Consider the following 16,571-nt stretch of genomic DNA (forward strand, 5'->3'; position numbering starts at 1 on the left):
GGCCGTTCAGCGCGTTTTCCGTTGAACCTGGTCCGAGGAAGAGCTATGGACGCGCAGTCGCCCGGCCTGAATGCGCTGTTGCACTATGGCTACTGCATCAACCCAGCCGGTCGACGCCCGGCACTGCCGTTTGCCGTGGACACGCTCGAAGCCGCCCGCGAACAGCGGCGCGTCTTTGCTACGCTCAGCGAAGATGCGATCTGTCGACAAGGCCTGGCGACCTGGAAACGGGTATGCCGACGCATACTCGAGCGCCGTTCGGGGCCGTTTCTGTTGCCCTTGAGCGCCGGCCTGGATTCCCGAGCCGTGTTGGCGGGCATGGTCGATCAGCAGGCGCCGTCACTGCATACGGTGACTTACGGAATCGCCGGCGCCTTCGATTATGAAATTGCACCGGACATCGCACGACGAGCGGGAGTGGCCAACGACCGGATCGATCTGGCCGAGGTCAGTGTGGGCGCCGAACGCATCGAGGCCATCGCCGACGAACCCGGGCGGCTGTCCTTCGTCATGGACATGTATTTCAACCGGGTGATAACCGACCGCTACGGTCCCGGCTACACTTATCTGAGCGGTTATATCAGCGATGTGCTGGCCGGCAAGTATGCCGGGGCCGAAACCAGCCAGACCTGGGCCCGAGCGCGCGAGCTGTTTGCCGAGCGACATCGGCATTCACGTACCGCCACGCTCACCCACCCGCAGGCCGATCCGGCGCAATCGCTGCCAGGCCAGCCGTGGGTGCCCCCGGAGCTGTTGAACTACGACGATCAGCTCGAATACGCGGTTCGCCAGGAATGCGAGATGCGGCCGATCGTGATGCGCGGTGATTTCGACAGCATCGCGCCGATGCTCGACGAAGAATGGGTCGCATTCACGATGGCGCTGACCGACGAGCAGCGGCGCGGGCGAAGGCTGTACAAGAAGATGTTTCTGACCGGCTTCCCGGATCTGTTCGAGCTGCCGACCGCGGCCACGGCCGGTTTGCCTCTCACCGCCAGCGAATCGGCGCTCGCGTCTCGAACACGCCGGCTCAAGCGGCAACGCCGCTGGCGAGCGAAGTTCCAGCGGTTTCTGCCATGGCTATCGGTACCGCCGGGCAATCGACGCTGGCAGTACATCGACTTCAAGCGCAGCCTGACCGAACGCGAGGACCTGTCCCGCCTGTTCGGCGACTGTATGGCAGGGCTGGACGCCTCGAGGCTGGTTCCCTGGATCAACGCCGGTGAACTGCTGGAGGCGCAGCGGCGCGGCGTGGCCAATCACGAAAAAGCGCTCAATGTGTTGCTCAATCTGGAGGTGGTGCGACGTCGTCGTCCCGATGATCTCGACGACGGTTCGGAATCGGCTTCTTAGCGGCCGCCGACACTCTGGCGAAGGGCCCGCCGGAACAGTGTCCATGAGCCCTTGAGGCTCTGGCTCTTGGCCTTTTCGCGTTGTTGGCGTGCGAAGCGATATTCGAGCGTGCGAGGGTGGACCAGCGATACCGGCGCGAGCTCGGAACACGGACGTGGCAGCGTGAGTTCGGGCACACGGGTACGCGCTGCGAAAAGGACCGCATTCTGTCGATACCAGCGCTGTATGCGCTCATCCGACCATAGCGGCATGCGAAGTACGTCCAGGCCGACATAATCGTGCGACTGGAACCGATCGACCCAATACTCGATCCACTGCTCGTTGACGTGATGCTTGCCGCCCTGGTGGGGAATGGCCGCCGAAAAGAGCACGAAATCCGATTGGTTGGTCAACGAGCGGACGAATGTGTCGGCGCTGTCTGCGGGTAGATGTTCGGCGACTTCCAGCGATATCGCCAGATCGTAGCGTTGATCGGGCCGAGCGATTTCCTTACTCAGATCCCGTCGGGCGAACTGGTCGCGGCGGATTTCGAGCAGTTCGTCGGCCACCCACGGTCCGTCGAAGCCCTGCAGGCGTTCGACGCCCCGATTGGCCAGCACCGAAAGCCAGGTACCCACGCCACAACCGATATCCACGGCAGAGCGAATCGGCGGTACCACCTCGGCGACCAGCGCCAGCATGCGTTCGGCGGCGTAGCCGGTCTGTGCATGGCGATCGTCGTAGAAATCATGAGCGTAACGGGTGGTATCTGTCATGTCAGTTCGAGTAGTTGCCCCGGTTGCGGCCGGGCGCCGGGCGGTAGTCGGTTTGCTCGATGTGCGTACGGCTGAGCAGGCGTTCCTGTATCTCGCCACGACGCAGTTCGTACTTGATGCCGTAGCGGGTGCGCAGCCGGTCGTTCACGAATGGCCCGAGCAGGTAGAAGCGCAGCCCACACCGGATGGTCGACATCCAGAGCCGTAGCGGCACGCCGCGCCAGTGATACCGGTTCGCGGGCTTGTCGCTGGGCAGATAGACCTGACCGCGTCCTTTCTTGTTGGCCCGCGCGAACAGCCACGCCGGAGCGATCTGATCGGGCCGGATCACGTGCTCGACACGAGCGCTGGGCACGTGGATATAGCGCCAACCTTCATGGCGAAGACGGCGCAACAGATGGCCCTCCCCACCCATAGCATAACTGCCTGAACGGGGCCCCAGGTGGGTTGGAAACTGATGGGCGCCAAGTGCCGAACGACGCACGGCGAAACTCGGTCCATAGGGATGGCGTGATACGGGGCCTTCATCGTTGCGTGGCGCGTAACGGGCGAAGGCGGTCGACGCAAAGCGGAAGTTGGCCTGCTGCATCCATTGCGGCGTCCCCGCGGGGAACCGCGGGTCGATACGCGCACCGAAAATTGCCTCGTTCGGCCAGCGCCGGGCTGCCCGGAGATACGCCTGCAGGCAGTCCGGCTCGGGTATGGCATCGTCGTCGGTGAATACGATCAACGCGCCGCGAATGCGTTTGAGCGCCGCATTACGCGCATTGTTCTGCCCCGGTGCGGTCACCACTTGCCAACGCAGTGGCAGATCCGAGGTTGCGGCGAGAATCGCTTGCGACTCGTCCTGACTGTCGTTGTCGACGACCAGCAGCTCCCAATGGATACCAGCGGTGTCGATTCGGCGGTAGGCATCCAGGGTCGCGCGCAGCTGGGCGGCACGATTACAGGTCGCGAACACGACCGTGATGTCGACGGGCTGGGCGATATCGGGATGTCGTCGGCTTGGGCTCATGAGACCGCTTTGAACAGGCTATGCATCGGCGATACGGGCACGCACCTTAAGGCCGTGAACCCACCCATCCGCTGAACGGCACGGTGTATCGTCCATGGGCATTCACGACCGCCGGCCGATGTTCCGGCTGTACCAATCTCGACATCCGGCGCCGCGACGAGAACGATCATTGCAAGATGCAGCAATCATTGAGACCTTTTCAATCATACCGCAGGCGACCGGACAGCGCGCCGGCTGATCTCAGGCGTTGCCGCTCACGCGGGCCTTCCAGCGCGATAGCCGGCTGCCAAGCACCGATTTTCCGGTCTTCTTGACCTCTCGCGTGCCCGGCGCCTTGCGCGCCCAGGCCCAGCTGTCGTCCTGTACTTGAAACCGGCTGTAGTCGGGGTGCTGGGCGACCAGTAGATGGAAAATGGCGGCGACGTTGGGTTCGTCGATCTGGTCCGGCGAGAGATCGCGGGCGCTGACGCCGTCGCTCTGTGTCTTGCCGCGTTCTATGGCATCGGCATAACGCCAGCTGTAGTCATCGAACAGGATCCAGCCGCCGGGTCGCAGCAGCTTGTCGGCCAGGAAGAAGGCCAGGCCGTCGATCGTCCAGTTCTTGCTGCCGTCGATGAACACGAAATCGTAACAGGGGGCGCAGACGTCGTCGGTGGTTTGAGCCTCGATCTGCTTCTTGAGGAACCAGTTGTAGGAGTTCAGCTCACGGCAGACAGTGACCATCGACGCCAGATTCAGGCTGGCCAGCGTCTGCTCGATGGTGGTGTGGAACTCCCGGCTGGCCTCCAGGTCCACGCTGGTGAGATGGCCTTGGCCGTTCGCGGCCAGGGCAGCGGCGACATAACCACTGCTGGCACCGTGGGCGAAGCCCAGTTCCAGACAGTCGACCGGTTTTTCGGCGCGTATGAAGTCGTAGAGTACCCGCGCGGAATGGCGGGAGATATGCGGAATACCGTCGAGGACCTTAGCCGCGTCGTTGAATTTCATCGATGAGTATCCTTGCCTTGGGCCACTTGGCCAGCGCCTGGGCGAGCCGGTCGTAGAACGCGCGCCATTCGTCGGCCTCGATCGCGCCGCGCGCGGTACGAACGAGCAGATCGAGCATCTTAACGAAACCGGCCTTCAGCGTCGGCGGGCCGTCTGTCGCCCGGATATCGTTATCGATCCAGATCAGCGAACGGTCATCGTACAGCCCGAAATTGCCGAAGTGGCCGTCCTTGTGGATCAATCCGTGGCCATGAAGACGGGCGATCTCGTCGGCGAAGCAGTACAGAAACGCCAGGCGGCGGTCGCGGTCGGCTTCGTGACGGATGAAGGTCAGCGCCGAATTGAACGGCCGGATCCATTCCATGACCAGCAGTGATTCGAAGCGGGCCACCGGCGACAGCGATATGCCCCAACCGTAGACCTGCGGTGCGCGCAGGCCGGCTGCGCGAAGTTTGCATGCACTGTCGTACTCGCGGCGGCCTTGGCCAAGAAAGTATTTGCGTACCGAATCCCGGGGGCGGCTACGTGGAACGGCCAGCTTGATCAGCAACGCCGGCGGTCCCGCATGTCGATATACCCGTGAATGCGGTCCGACATGATGGAGCGTGCTGGCCAGGATCAAGTCGGGCAAATCGATGGCGTTGTCGAGCGTCAGATGCCACAACCCGCCACAGCCATCGGTCTGTGGCAGACGCCGGATATGCGAGTTCATGTTCGCCTGCGTCGTCGTCGCGCGCTTGGCCGATCGAGCGCGATCAGTCTCGAAGCCAGCGCGCCGCGTCCTTGGCGAAATAGGTCAGTACGCCGTCACAACCGGCGCGTTTGAAGCTGCCCAGGCACTCGAGTACGGCCTTGCGTTCGTCCAGCCAGCCGTGGTCGATCGCGGCCTTGAGCATCGCGTATTCGCCCGAGACGTGGTATGCGAACGTCGGCACGCCGAACGTCTGTTTCACCCGGTGGATGATATCCAGATACGGCATCCCCGGCTTGACCATCACCATGTCCGCGCCTTCCTTGAGATCGAGCGCGACCTCGCGCAGGGCTTCGTCGGTGTTAGCCGGGTCGACTTGGTAGGTGCGCTTGTCGGCCTTGCCCAGATTGCCCGCCGAACCGACCGCTTCGCGGAACGGGCTGTACAGGCTCGAGGCGAACTTGGCCGCATAGGACATGATCAGCGTGTTGACATGCCCGCGCGTCTCCAGCGCCGTACGCATGGCCTGGATGCGGCCGTCCATCATGTCGGACGGCGAAACGATATCGACCCCGGCCTCGGCGTGCGCCAGCGTCTGGGCGACCAGAATATCGATGGTCGGATCGTTGAGGACATAGCCGGCATCGTCGATGACGCCGTCCTGGCCGTGGCTTGTATACGGGTCGAGCGCGACGTCGGTCATCACGCCCAGTTCAGGGAATTCGCGCTTGATCGCGCGGATCGCATTGGGAATGAGGCCATCGGAGTTGGCGGCTTCGGCGGCATCCGGCGTCTTCTTGTCCGGATCGATGACCGGAAACAGCACCACCGCAGGGATACCGAGATCGACCACGTCGGTGATCTCGCGTAGCAAGTCGTCGAGACTGTGGCGGCGCACGCCTGGCATGGCGGCGACATCCACGGGATCGCCCTCGGTGACGAACAGCGGGTAGATCAGATCGTCCACGCTCAGGCGGGTTTCCTGAGCCAGACGGCGGGAAAACGCATGGGCGCGGCCGCGACGCAGCCGCGTGGCGGGATAATGACCGGGGAAGGTGTGGGGCATGAAAACAGGCTCGACGGCGGTGCGATGCTCGCGAAAATAGGTCGCGTCCGGCAGTAATTCAACACCTGATAGACTCGAATGATCGATTGGACGCAATGGATCAAAGTACATGTTGCCCGCCGTGACGTCGTCGACGCCCACCGATTTTCCATCCATCCGCCGCGATAGGCTGCATACGCTGCAAATGAATCTGGGCTATTTGTGCAATATCGCCTGCAGCCATTGCCATGTCGAAGCCGGGCCCAAACGCACCGAGCTGATGGACTGGACGACGATGGACACCGCGCTTTCGTTCATCCGGGCACAGGGCATTCGCAATCTGGATGTGACCGGCGGCTCGCCCGAGATGAACCCGCTGTTTCGTCCGTTCATGCGTGAGGCGCGCGCGCTGGGCGTGCATCTGATGGATCGCTGTAATCCGACCATCATCGAAGAGCCCGGCTACGACTGGGTGCCGGGGTTTCTTGCCGAGCAGGGGGTGGAGGTCATCGCATCGCTGCCGTGCTATACCGCCGACAATGTCGACGCCCAGCGCGGCCGCGGTGTGTTCGATGCGAGTATCGCCGGCCTGCGCAAGCTCAACGCGCTCGGCTACGGCCAATCCGATAGCGGACTTGCCCTGAACCTGGTCTACAACCCGATCGGGCCGGCGCTGCCGCCGCCGCAGGCCGCACTCGAAGCCGATTATCGCCATTTTCTCTACGACCGATTCGGGCTGGTCTTCAACCAGCTGTTCACGATCGCGAACATGCCGATCAAGCGCTATGCGCACTGGCTCATGCGCGAACAGCGTTTGGGCGAATACATGGCGTTGCTGCGTTCCGCCCATCGACGGGAAAATCTGGCCGAGGTGATGTGCCGAGGCCTGGTGAGCGTGGATTGGCAGGGTTATGTGTACGACTGCGACTTCAACCAGATGCTGGATCTGCCGGTCGGCGGCCAAGGGCCGACTCATCTGAGCGAGCTCATCGATACGGATCTATCCGGTCGCGGCATTGCCGTGGGCGACCACTGCTTCGGCTGTACCGCCGGTCAGGGCAGCAGCTGCGGCGGCGCCCTCAACTGAGTTCTTCATGCGGACGGCGCATTGAGTCGTTGGCCGTTTGCGGCCACACTAGCGGCCATAATCAAGAGCCTTACCCCTCGCATGAGCAACCCTCTCCGATGCGAATGTCCGCGCGGGCCGACCTGCGGTCTAGCGACGCGGTCGCCGGCCACCTATCTTTCGCGGGTCGGCTGAGCCATGGCCGAACGTGAACAACTCGCCGCATGGCTCGCCGCGACCGCTCGGGGCGACCAGCAGGCCTTTCAAAGCCTGTATGCCGCTACGTCGTCGCAACTCTATGCCGTCTTGCTGCGTATTCTGCGTAATCCGGAGCGTGCGCAGGACGCGCTTCAGGACGCCTACGTGCGGGTTTGGCAGAAAGCCGATACCTATGCGCCGGATCGGGGGGCGCCCTTGACCTGGCTGCTGTCGATCGCACGCTACCGCGCCCTGGATATGCTCCGCCGCAAACGCCCGGAAGTGGCAATGCCGGAGGATCCTGATCTGGTGGCAACACTCCTGGAAGACGAACAATCGTTGTCGCCTCTGGCAGAGAACGAGAATCAACAGTCGCTGGATGCGATACGAGTCTGCTTGAAAACCCTGCAACCGCAACAACGCGACAGTGTGCTGCTGGCCTACTATGAAGGGCTCACGCACCAGGAACTCGCCGAGCGGATGGATGCACCGCTGGGCACCGTAAAGAGCTGGATTCGGCGCGGTTTGATGCGGCTGCGCGAATGTCTGGCGGAGCACGCGTGATGGCCGATCTCGAACAGCCGCCGCTGACGATACGCGCCGCCGAGTATGTGCTGGGCACACTTACAAGCGACGAGCGTGCGCGATTCGAGCAGGAATTGGCCGATAGCGAGTCGGCACGCGCTGAGCTCGCTTACTGGGAGCAGCGTCTGGGGGCCATCGGGCTGGCTCTCAGCCCGGTCGAGCCACCGGCTCAGGTGTGGCAGGGGATTCGACAGCGCATCCATGCGAGCGCGGTGAATGAGCCCGTGGTTACGCCCAGTACGGCACCGCCTGAGCGCAGTTCGCGTGGCGGCAACGGCTGGCGTAATCTGGCGGTGGCGGCCTCGGTGGCGGCGCTGGTCATGGCTGGGATGCTCTTTATCGGCTCGACGCGTGCGCCGGGCGACGACGCCGACGCGGCACCGGCTTATGCCAGCATGGTCTACGACGCACCTACCGGCACCAGTTGGCTGGTTACCGCCCACGACGGGAGCCACGAGATGTCGGTGACCGCGTTGGCCAGCTACGACGTGCCGGACGGCAAGGTGCTTCAGGCTTGGTTGGTGCCCGCAGACGGTCAGCCCATGCGTCTGGGCGAATGGCCGCATACGCAGGGCCGCCATCAGATGCCGGTCTCCGATGCCGCCGTGCGCTACATGAAAAAGCGAGCCACGCTGATGGTGTCCATGGAGGACGCCGCCAACGTGGCCGATCTCGACGCGCCGGCTGGCAAGCTCATGTGGACCTCGCCGATCGCCCGACGCACCAGCTGAACTGGCGTCGGCTCGACGGGCCGTAGTATCAGTCGCCCTGTTCGATCACGCGGGCGACCGTGCTCTCGTCGTTGAGTGCCCAGTCGTAGGCGTAGGCATCGATGCGGTCCAGCATGTCCAGCCGGGCGGACAGCGCCGGTGCCGCGAACTGCCGCAGATGGCTGACAACGCTCTGTTCGTCGGAACCGAAGTCCGCGGCGTACCACTCGTACAGGCTCGATACGGTCACCCTGTCGTTGTCGATCGATACGCCTTGAGCGCTGTTGATATAGTCGCGCGCGTTGGCCCGAAGGGCGGCGTTGATATTGGCTCCGGTATAGGCCTCGGCCCGCAGGCTCGGGCAGCTGACCGAGGCGCAGTTGACGCCGTAGTGGGTCATGCCGTCGTTCCATATCGGACGCAGAATCCGGTGTTCGATATCGTTCAGGCTGAGTTTTTCGTCCTCTACCCTCAGGCGCTTTTTCTTCCAGGGGCCCGAGGAGAATAGCCCGCCGCCGATATCGCGAATCGAATCCACGGGGTAGGCATCCAGTACCACTTTCAGCGTGGCGGCGTTGTACAGGTTGATCCAGTACGCACGTTGCTGGTCACGGTTGTAGCGATCGATATCGATCGCCTGCATGGCTTTGAGATAGTCGTCCAGCCGTTCGCGGTCACGATCGCTGACCTGATCGTAGCGAACGCCGTTCGGCGCATGCTCGTGTTCGACCACATAACGCGACAGGAAGGCATCGAAGACACCATGGTCGATGGTGGCGGTGGATTGCGCATCGTGAGCCTGCCAGCGCGACCACAGGTCGGCTTCGGGCGCGGCCTGCACCGCGCTCATCATGACCATTCCGAAAAAGACAATCGCAATTCGACGCATGGCGACTCCTGATGTGAGACCGCCGGTTGACGGCCCGAACCGATCGCCGGCCCGGCCGGCCCGGCGAATCTGGGGCCACCGTAGTCGCACACTCGTCGTGCGGCAACTTGGGCCCGTGTACGGCGACATCGTGGCATGGCCGAGCAGCCCTCACAGCTGGAATCGCCCATGCGAACGGGTGCAAGACCGGCGGGGTGGCGACGCGCGGTTTTTGGCGCGGCCGTCTGCGAACATTCGGTGGTTGGCATGCCTGCCGCGTAAAGCGGTGGTCTCGGTTGTGACCGTTGTCGGCTGGACGCCGACGCCATGGCAAATCCTTGGAACCGGCACGCCAACTAGAGTTCTTGGTGGCGCGCTGTCGGGCCACCGGGCAAGGCTGGCGAGTCCGGTGTCCCAGCGTTACCATGGCGAGCAGCTGCCCCGCGTGTCGCTCTCGGGCGGGCCGCCTGCGGCTTACTTGACTGAGCATTCCGGCCTACGCTTGCGCCGCCTGCGCGGGCTATCCGGGCAAAGGCAGCACGACCGATGACAGATTATTCGCGACCGGGTTTGCCGGCACCTCGTCCATTCAAGCGCCAGCTGCGGCACAGGGTCCGTGCATGGCGCTGGCGGCGTGCGATGGCCGCTGACCCGCGGCTTGGCAAGGCGCTGGGTTCGACCCGTCCGGACCCGGCATTACCGGACCTGGCGGTGGGCGCCGTGGCGATGGGCGAGAAATACGCGGACTGGTGTCTGACGATGCTCACCTCGCTGCGAGAGCGAGGTGCCTATCGCGGACCGATCTATGTGATCACCGATCGGCCCGAGCTGTTTTCCGTACTGGATAACGTGCGCGTCATCACCGTGCCTCCCACCCGTCACAGGCTCATCGCCAAGGCGTGCAAGCAGGTCCTGATGAGCCATGTCGAGGAGCCTCTGTTCGTTTATCTGGATTCGGATCTGGTGATCACTTCGCCGTTCGTCGACTGGGTACGGATGATGCAGCCCGGGCTGGAGGTTTCGCCCATGCTCTGTTACCCCGACGTCAAGCCATGCGAAGGCGCGTTTCATGGCGGAGTCGTGGTCCTCGATACTCGTCGTGGCATGCCCATCGTTCGGCGTTGGGAAAAAGCCGTGGCGACCGGCCGATGGGGCTCCGATCAGGCCTGTCTATACAGCGTGGCGGATAGCGACGGCCCGACACACATGCCGGACAAAGGCATGAGTTTCATCACTCAAGCGATGGAAGCCGAACAGCCAGACTGTATCGTGCATATCACCAACGGCGGAATCCGGAACCAGCCGCGCGCGGCATTGCTGCGTTTTCTCAAGGAGCAATTGGGTGTAAGCCGCCTGCCGCGCGAATTCGGCTGAATTAAGGCGCACCTGCTGCGCGGGCGCTCACAAAAAAACCGGCATGACGCCGGTTTTTTTGGTGCAGTTCGTAGGCGCCGGTCTACAGCAGATGCGCTACCGCTTCCCGCTCCTCGCGCAGTTCGGCCTCGGTGGCCTTCATGCGATCGCGGGCGAAATCGCTGATCTCCAGATCCTGGACGATCTCGTAATCGCCATTGCGGCAGATCACCGGATACGAATACATGATCCCTTCGGCGATATCGTAGCTGCCGTCCGAGGGAATGCCCATGGAAACGATGCCGTTGGAGCCTGCCACCCAGTCGCGCACGTGGTCGATGGCAGCGCTGGCAGCCGAGGCCGCACTCGAGGCGCCGCGTGCCTCGATGATGGCTGCGCCGCGCTTCTGGACGGTCGGGATGAAATCGTTCTCGTACCAGTTCTGATCGACCAGATCGGTCGCCGCTTTGCCGTTGACGGTGCAATGGGACAGGTCCGGGAACTGAGTCGAACTGTGGTTGCCCCAGACCATCATCTTGTCGATGTCGGTGACCTGGCTATCGGTCTTGCCGGCCAGCTGCGACAGGGCGCGGTTATGGTCCAGCCGCATCATGGCAGTGAACTGGCGGTTGTCCAGATCCGGTGCGTTGGCCGCCGCGATCAGGGCGTTGGTGTTGGCCGGGTTGCCGACCACCAGTACCTTGACGTCCTTGGAGGCGTGGTCATTGAGCGCCTTGCCCTGGACCGAGAAGATCTCGCCGTTGGCCTTGAGCAGGTCCGAGCGCTCCATGCCCTTGCCGCGCGGCTTGGAGCCCACGAGCAGGGCGATGTCGACGTCCTTGAATGCTTCTTCCGGCTTGTCGCTGCCGGAGATGCCGTGCACCAGCGGGAACGCGCAGTCGTTGATCTCCATAATGACGCCCTTGAGAGCGTCCATGGCGGGCGGAATCTCGAGCAGCTGGAGAATCACCGGTTGGTCGGGGCCCAGCATATCGCCGGCGGCAATACGAAAGATGAGCGAATAGCTGATATTGCCGGCACCGCCGGTAATGGCCACACGTACGGGTTGTTTCATGGCTGCTCCTTGAATGAACGGTGAATCGGGTCGCAGGCACCCAGGTCGGTCGTCGGCCCGATTTTGTATAGACTCGACGGCCGAGCGGAACGGGCGGAATGGTGTCTGCGACTTTCAAAGCCGGGCCAAAGCATAGCCCAAACCGGAAAACGGGTAAAAAGCATCCGCCAACGGCCTGTTTTCGTAATCACCTAGGCGCGGCCCGCGCCCCACTTCGAATCACGGGGGAACCATGGAAAAGATTGCCGTTGTCGGCAGCGGTATCGCCGGGCTGGGCGTGGCCTGGCTGCTGCGCGAGCGCGCCTCGGTGACCGTGTTCGAGGCCGAGGACCGGCCCGGCGGGCATGCGAATACGGTCATGGCCGGCGACCAGCCGGTCGATACCGGTTTCATCGTGCTCAACGACCGCAATTATCCGTATTTCGAGTCGCTGCTGGATGAGTTGTCGATCGAAACGATCGACAGTGACATGTCGTTCGCGGTCACCATCGGCCATGGCGCCATCGAATGGGCCGGCGATAACTGGCGGACGTTGTTCGCGCAGAAATCGCTGATCGCCGACCGGGCCCACTGGCGCATGATCGCCGATATCCTGCGCTTCAATCGACAGGCCAAGCGACTGCTGGCGCATGATCGGGTGCCCGACTGTTCACTCGGCGAGTTTCTGGATAACAACTCGTACAGTGAGGCGTTCGCGGCCCGCTATCTGCTACCCATGGCGGCGGCGATCTGGTCCACGCCCACGGCCGGTATGCGCGCGTTTCCTGTGGGCGCGTTTCTGCGGTTTTTCGACAATCACGGCCTGCTCGAATTGGCCAACCGGCCCCAGTGGCGCACCGTCGCCGGCGGCAGCCGCCGGTATGTTCGGGCGATCGCCGATGTGCTCGGCGAACGGCTCAGACTTTCGAGTCCGGTCGGCGGCGTGCGACGCGACACGCAGAGCGTCACGGTGACGCTGGAGGACGGTCGCTCGGAGGCCTTCGATCAGGTGGTCTTCGCCTGTCATGCCGATCAGACGCGTCGGATCCTGGGCGACGCCTCGCCGCCCGAAGCTCGGGTGCTCTCGGCATTCGGCTTCCAGCCCAATCGCGCCCTGCTGCACAGCGATGCCGCGTTGATGCCTCGCCGGCGTGCGGTATGGGCGTCGTGGAATTATGCCGCGGATCGGGCGACCGTCGATGATCAGCGGGTATCGGTGACCTACTGGATGAACCGGCTGCAGTCGATCCAGGGCCCGACCGATTACTTCGTGAGTCTCAATCCGCTGGTCGAGCCCGCACCGGACAAGCTCATCCGGGAAATCGAATACGACCATCCCATCTTCGATGCGGGCGCTATCGCCGCTCAACGGCAGCTCGCGGACATCCAGGGCATCGATCGCGCGTGGTTCTGTGGAGCCTGGTGCGGCTACGGCTTCCACGAAGACGGCTTGGCGGCAGCGACGCGTGTCGCAAAAGGCCTGGGCGTGACCGCCCCCTGGGCCGGCTAGCATGAGCCGGCCTGGATATCTGTATCGATGTCACGTGATGCATCGGCGCCCGGGGGCGCCGCGGTATCGCTTCGTCTATCGCAGCTACTACCTGCTGCTGGATATCGATGCGATCGATGACGCCTGTGCTGCCTCGCCGCTTTTGTCGCGTAACCGATTCAATCTGTTGTCGTTTCATGACGCCGAGCACGGCGCGCATCGTGACGGTGCGTCGCTGCGCGACTGGGTCGACAAACGGCTGGCCGAACGTGACATCCGTCTCGGTGCGGGGCGCGTGCGGCTGCTGACCATGCCACGCGTACTGGGTTACGGATTCCACCCGATCAGCGTGTTCTATTGTCAGGACGAGGCAGACCATCTGCGCGCAATCATCGTCGAAGTGCACAACACCTTCGGTGAGCACCATGTCTATGTGCTCGACGACGAAGGCCGCCCGATGACGTGGGGCGGAGCCGCCTACAAGGCCAAGCGCTTCCACGTGTCGCCGTTCTTCGATCGCAGCGGCGGCTATCGTTTTCATTTCGCCGAACCCGGGCCGCGGCTTGGCGTGGGCATCCGCTTGTACGATGACAGCGGCCAGACGCTGCGTCTGGCGACGACGCTGACCGGCGAATGCCGGGCCTTGAACAGTGCCGAAATTCTGCGCGCGGGCCTGGCCGTACCCTTGCTGACGCTCAAGGTCAGCGCGGCCATTCACTGGCAGGCCCTCAAGATCTGGGCCAGGGGCGCGATATTTCATCGTAAGCCCGAGCAAGAACGGCCGCCCATATCCTAATGGAATCTCATGTATTCGATCTATCACGCAACCAAGCAGCAGGGTGTGCCGCAGACTTGGCGCGAGCGCCAGGTCGTCAAGCGTCTGGACCGGGTTCATACGGGCCGGCTGGAGGTGGTCTTGCCCAACGGTTCGCTGGCGATCTTCCAAGGGCATCGGCCCGGCCCGTCGGCGTCGTTGACGATCCGCTCGCCGGCCATGGTCACGCGTTTGTTCAAGGCGGGCTCGGTCGGGTTTGCCGAAGGCTACATGAACGGCGAATGGGACTGCCCGGACCTGGCGGGACTGATCTATCTGCTGCACCTCAACGAAGATTCGCTCGAACCCGATTTTTCCCGGCTGCAACACGTATACACGGTACTCAGCGCGATTCGCCACCGGCTGCGACGCAATTCGCGGCGTGGCTCTCGTCGCAACATCGCCTATCACTACGATCTCGGCAACGATTTCTATGCCGACTGGCTCGACGAGACCTGGACCTACTCGGCCGCCCTGTTCGATCACCCTGATGAGGATCTGGCGGCCGCCCAGCGGCGCAAATATCAACGATTGCTGGAACGGCTCGATACACGGCCGGGCCAGCACGTACTCGAGATCGGCTGCGGCTGGGGGGGCTTTGCACGCTACGCGGCGCGTCATGCCGGTGTGTCGGTCACCGGGCTGACGCTGTCCACCGAGCAGCTGGACTATGCGCGGCGTCGAACACGCGACGAAGGTCTAGCGGATGCCGTGGACTTCGAGCTGCGCGACTATCGCGATGTACACAGGCAATACGACCATGTCGTGTCGATCGAGATGTACGAAGCGGTAGGCGAGGCCTACTGGCCGGCGTATTTCCGTGCCATTCATGATGCCCTGCGGCCCGGCGGACGGGCGGCGATCCAGGCGATCACGATCGAACACGCACGGTTTGCCTACTACCGTGCCAACGTGGACTTCATCCAGGAATACATCTTTCCGGGGGGCATGCTGGCCTCGCCGGAGATCTTCGCCGATCAGGCGCGTAGGCAGGGGCTGACCACCCGCGAGAGCGATTTCTACCGGCGTGACTATGCCCGTACGCTGATGCGCTGGGACAAAGCGGTCGTCGCCGCGCGCGATACGATCGTGGCCACCCGGGGGGCGCCTTTCTATCGCATGTGGCGCTACTACCTGGCTTACTGTGCAGCCGGTTTCACCTCCGGAAACATCGATCTGATGCAGACCTGTCTCGAGCGGCCGGCCGATTCGGTGGGCACGCGGTGAGCCGGCATCGGTATCCGCTTGGCCAACTGATCCCTTACGGTCTGCTCGGTCTGCCGCTGGCCGCGCTGGGCCTGCCACTGACCGTGTTTCTGCCGCCGTTCTACTCTCAGATGCCCGGGCTCAACACGGGCATCGTCGGCGTGATGATCTTTGCGGCCCGACTGTTCGACGTGCTCACCGACCCGGCGATCGGTACGCTGTCGGATCGCACCGGCTTGTCGATCGGGCGGCGCCGGCCGTATATCGCGCTGGGCACGCCGATCCTGATGATCGCGGCTTGGTTTCTGTTCGTGCCCGGTGACAGCGCGAGTGCGCTCTATCTGCTGCTGTGGAGCATGCTGGCCTATCTGGGCTGGACGCTGATTTATCTGCCGTATACGACCATGGGCGCCGAGATGTCGTCGGACTACGACGAACGCACGCGTATCACCGCCTGGCGTGAAGGCTTTTTTGTTCTTGGCACCATGGTCGCCATCATGCTGCCGGCGGGAATTAGTCGAGTGGCCGGCGGTCAGGCGGCCGGCCTCGAAGCCATCGCATTCTTCCTGCTCGTCGCACTCCCGGTGACCGCCGGTCTGTTTCTCTGGCGCGTGCCCGAACCCCGCGGCGATCGGTCGCGCGTCAAGTGGGCCGAAAGCGTACGGCTGCTGGCGGCGAACGCGCCGTTTCGACGGCTTCTGATCGCCTATTTGCTCAACGGCGCGGCCAACGGGCTGCCGGCCGCCCTGTTCCTGTTTTTCGTGACCGGCATACTTGGGGCCAGTCAGGCCACGGCCGGTATCTTCCTGGCGATCTATTTTCTGTCGGCCGTGCTCGGCCTGCCGGTGTGGTTTCGGATCGGCCGGCACTGGAGCAAGCATCGGCTGTGGTGTGCGTCGATGCTCTGGGTCGCTTTCGTCTTCGTGTTCACGGTGACGCTTTCCAGCAATACCTACAGTCTCGTGGCCTACACGCTGATCTGCATTCTGGGCGGGTCTTGTCTGGGTGTGGACCAGGCAACAGCCGCCTCCATTCAGGCCGATGTGATCGACGAGGATACGGCCGCCGGCGGCGATGGGCGGGCCGGCTTGTATTTCGGCCTGTGGGGCATGGCCACCAAGCTGGCCTTCGCGGTGGCGCTGGGGATCGCCTATCCGCTGCTTTGGCTGGCCGGCTTCGACGCCGGGGCAGACAACGACCCGGGTGCGCTGTGGACGCTGGCTGCGCTCTACGGCCTGCTGCCGGTCGCAATCAAGCTGGGGGTGGTCGCTTTCATGTGGAACTTCCCGCTGGATCGCCAGCGCCACGCGGCACTGCGCCAGACCATCGAGCGCGGACAGGGTTGAGTTTCAACGCCTACACGCCCACGCGCAGCCCCCGGC

16 protein-coding genes are annotated in these 16,571 nt (G+C 63.4%); 9 read left to right on the forward strand and 7 right to left on the reverse strand.

All coding sequences use genetic code 11. From position 1 onward, the window contains the following. The first annotated feature begins 45 nt into the window (after positions 1–45). Complete coding sequence (locus T31B1_RS13560; protein WP_353250045.1) at positions 46–1,353, forward strand: asparagine synthase-related protein; 1,308 nt, start codon at positions 46–48, stop codon at positions 1,351–1,353. On the opposite strand, the gene T31B1_RS13565 is transcribed toward T31B1_RS13560, so the two are convergent. The 5 genes from T31B1_RS13565 to hemB all read right to left on the reverse strand — a co-directional run bounded on the left by T31B1_RS13565 (position 1,350) and on the right by hemB (position 5,867). After that, positions 1,350–2,108 (reverse strand): class I SAM-dependent methyltransferase, encoded by a 759-nt coding sequence (locus T31B1_RS13565; protein ID WP_353250046.1) that lies wholly within the window; start codon positions 2,106–2,108, stop codon positions 1,350–1,352. The two genes, T31B1_RS13560 and T31B1_RS13565, sit on opposite strands and share 4 nt — an antisense overlap. A 1-nt stretch (position 2,109) precedes the next feature. After that, complete coding sequence (locus tag T31B1_RS13570) at positions 2,110–3,123, reverse strand: glycosyltransferase family 2 protein (protein ID WP_353250047.1); 1,014 nt, start codon at positions 3,121–3,123, stop codon at positions 2,110–2,112. Positions 3,124–3,363: 240 nt separating this feature from the next. Further along, positions 3,364–4,110 carry a class I SAM-dependent methyltransferase gene (locus T31B1_RS13575; protein ID WP_353250048.1) on the reverse strand — a complete coding sequence of 249 codons (747 nt, stop codon included), beginning with the start codon at positions 4,108–4,110 and terminating at the stop codon, positions 3,364–3,366. After that, positions 4,088–4,822 (reverse strand): BUD32 family EKC/KEOPS complex subunit, encoded by a 735-nt coding sequence (locus T31B1_RS13580; protein ID WP_353250049.1) that lies wholly within the window; start codon positions 4,820–4,822, stop codon positions 4,088–4,090. The genes T31B1_RS13575 and T31B1_RS13580 overlap by 23 nt, the downstream gene beginning before the upstream one ends. A gap of 43 nt (positions 4,823–4,865) precedes the next feature. Further along, entirely contained in the window at positions 4,866–5,867 is a 1,002-nt protein-coding gene (gene hemB, locus T31B1_RS13585) for a porphobilinogen synthase (RefSeq protein WP_353250050.1), read from the reverse strand. Between the two features lie 109 nt (positions 5,868–5,976). On the opposite strand from hemB, the gene arsS reads away from it, so the two are divergent. From arsS to T31B1_RS13600, 3 genes are all read left to right on the forward strand, one after another. Continuing rightward, positions 5,977–6,933 carry an arsenosugar biosynthesis radical SAM (seleno)protein ArsS gene (gene arsS / locus T31B1_RS13590; RefSeq protein ID WP_353250051.1) on the forward strand — a complete coding sequence of 319 codons (957 nt, stop codon included), beginning with the start codon at positions 5,977–5,979 and terminating at the stop codon, positions 6,931–6,933. Between the two features lie 177 nt (positions 6,934–7,110). Continuing rightward, entirely contained in the window at positions 7,111–7,674 is a 564-nt protein-coding gene (locus T31B1_RS13595) for a sigma-70 family RNA polymerase sigma factor (RefSeq protein WP_353250052.1), read from the forward strand. Beyond that, positions 7,674–8,426 carry an anti-sigma factor gene (locus T31B1_RS13600; RefSeq protein ID WP_353250053.1) on the forward strand — a complete coding sequence of 251 codons (753 nt, stop codon included), beginning with the start codon at positions 7,674–7,676 and terminating at the stop codon, positions 8,424–8,426. The genes T31B1_RS13595 and T31B1_RS13600 overlap by 1 nt, the downstream gene beginning before the upstream one ends. 28 nt (positions 8,427–8,454) lie before the next feature. Here T31B1_RS13600 and T31B1_RS13605 read toward each other — a convergent pair whose 3' ends face one another. After that, positions 8,455–9,294 (reverse strand): DUF547 domain-containing protein, encoded by an 840-nt coding sequence (locus tag T31B1_RS13605; protein WP_353250054.1) that lies wholly within the window; start codon positions 9,292–9,294, stop codon positions 8,455–8,457. 618 nt (positions 9,295–9,912) lie between these two features. Here T31B1_RS13605 and T31B1_RS13610 point away from each other — a divergent pair. Continuing rightward, complete coding sequence (locus tag T31B1_RS13610; RefSeq protein WP_353250055.1) at positions 9,913–10,647, forward strand: hypothetical protein; 735 nt, start codon at positions 9,913–9,915, stop codon at positions 10,645–10,647. An 82-nt stretch (positions 10,648–10,729) separates the two neighbouring features. Here T31B1_RS13610 and T31B1_RS13615 read toward each other — a convergent pair whose 3' ends face one another. Continuing rightward, positions 10,730–11,701: a malate dehydrogenase gene (locus T31B1_RS13615; RefSeq protein WP_353250056.1), complete on the reverse strand. Its 972-nt coding sequence runs from the start codon at positions 11,699–11,701 to the stop codon at positions 10,730–10,732. A gap of 232 nt (positions 11,702–11,933) precedes the next feature. Between T31B1_RS13615 and T31B1_RS13620 the strand changes: the two genes are divergently transcribed. From T31B1_RS13620 to T31B1_RS13635, 4 genes are read left to right on the forward strand one after another with little or no spacing between them, the layout of a single operon-like run. Next, the gene (locus T31B1_RS13620; RefSeq protein WP_353250057.1) at positions 11,934–13,190 is read left to right on the forward strand and encodes an NAD(P)/FAD-dependent oxidoreductase; all 1,257 of its coding nucleotides are present in this window, start codon (positions 11,934–11,936) and stop codon (positions 13,188–13,190) included. 1 nt (position 13,191) lies between these two features. Further along, positions 13,192–13,965 carry a DUF1365 domain-containing protein gene (locus tag T31B1_RS13625; RefSeq protein ID WP_353250058.1) on the forward strand — a complete coding sequence of 258 codons (774 nt, stop codon included), beginning with the start codon at positions 13,192–13,194 and terminating at the stop codon, positions 13,963–13,965. A gap of 9 nt (positions 13,966–13,974) precedes the next feature. Further along, positions 13,975–15,210 carry a class I SAM-dependent methyltransferase gene (locus T31B1_RS13630; RefSeq protein ID WP_353250059.1) on the forward strand — a complete coding sequence of 412 codons (1,236 nt, stop codon included), beginning with the start codon at positions 13,975–13,977 and terminating at the stop codon, positions 15,208–15,210. Further along, positions 15,207–16,535 (forward strand): MFS transporter, encoded by a 1,329-nt coding sequence (locus T31B1_RS13635; protein ID WP_353250060.1) that lies wholly within the window; start codon positions 15,207–15,209, stop codon positions 16,533–16,535. The genes T31B1_RS13630 and T31B1_RS13635 overlap by 4 nt, the downstream gene beginning before the upstream one ends. Positions 16,536–16,571 lie beyond the last annotated feature (36 nt).

It is taken from the genome of Salinisphaera sp. T31B1 (genome assembly GCF_040361275.1).
GTDB lineage: Bacteria > Pseudomonadota > Gammaproteobacteria > Nevskiales > Salinisphaeraceae > Salinisphaera.

What these genes read in the sequence shown, in the direction of transcription:
- T31B1_RS13570 (WP_353250047.1), bottom strand. Translation starts at nt 3,123, where the DNA reads ATGAGCCCAAGCCGACGACATCCCGATATCGCCCAGCCCGTCGACATC.
- arsS (WP_353250051.1), top strand. Translation starts at nt 5,977, where the DNA reads ATGTTGCCCGCCGTGACGTCGTCGACGCCCACCGATTTTCCATCCATC.
- T31B1_RS13600 (WP_353250053.1), top strand. Translation starts at nt 7,674, where the DNA reads ATGGCCGATCTCGAACAGCCGCCGCTGACGATACGCGCCGCCGAGTAT.
- T31B1_RS13560 (WP_353250045.1), top strand. Translation starts at nt 46, where the DNA reads ATGGACGCGCAGTCGCCCGGCCTGAATGCGCTGTTGCACTATGGCTAC.
- T31B1_RS13610 (WP_353250055.1), top strand. Translation starts at nt 9,913, where the DNA reads ATGGCCGCTGACCCGCGGCTTGGCAAGGCGCTGGGTTCGACCCGTCCG.
- T31B1_RS13630 (WP_353250059.1), top strand. Translation starts at nt 13,975, where the DNA reads ATGTATTCGATCTATCACGCAACCAAGCAGCAGGGTGTGCCGCAGACT.
- T31B1_RS13605 (WP_353250054.1), bottom strand. Translation starts at nt 9,294, where the DNA reads ATGCGTCGAATTGCGATTGTCTTTTTCGGAATGGTCATGATGAGCGCG.
- T31B1_RS13575 (WP_353250048.1), bottom strand. Translation starts at nt 4,110, where the DNA reads ATGAAATTCAACGACGCGGCTAAGGTCCTCGACGGTATTCCGCATATC.
- T31B1_RS13595 (WP_353250052.1), top strand. Translation starts at nt 7,111, where the DNA reads ATGGCCGAACGTGAACAACTCGCCGCATGGCTCGCCGCGACCGCTCGG.
- hemB (WP_353250050.1), bottom strand. Translation starts at nt 5,867, where the DNA reads ATGCCCCACACCTTCCCCGGTCATTATCCCGCCACGCGGCTGCGTCGC.
- T31B1_RS13565 (WP_353250046.1), bottom strand. Translation starts at nt 2,108, where the DNA reads ATGACAGATACCACCCGTTACGCTCATGATTTCTACGACGATCGCCAT.
- T31B1_RS13620 (WP_353250057.1), top strand. Translation starts at nt 11,934, where the DNA reads ATGGAAAAGATTGCCGTTGTCGGCAGCGGTATCGCCGGGCTGGGCGTG.
- T31B1_RS13580 (WP_353250049.1), bottom strand. Translation starts at nt 4,822, where the DNA reads ATGAACTCGCATATCCGGCGTCTGCCACAGACCGATGGCTGTGGCGGG.
- T31B1_RS13615 (WP_353250056.1), bottom strand. Translation starts at nt 11,701, where the DNA reads ATGAAACAACCCGTACGTGTGGCCATTACCGGCGGTGCCGGCAATATC.
- T31B1_RS13625 (WP_353250058.1), top strand. Translation starts at nt 13,192, where the DNA reads ATGAGCCGGCCTGGATATCTGTATCGATGTCACGTGATGCATCGGCGC.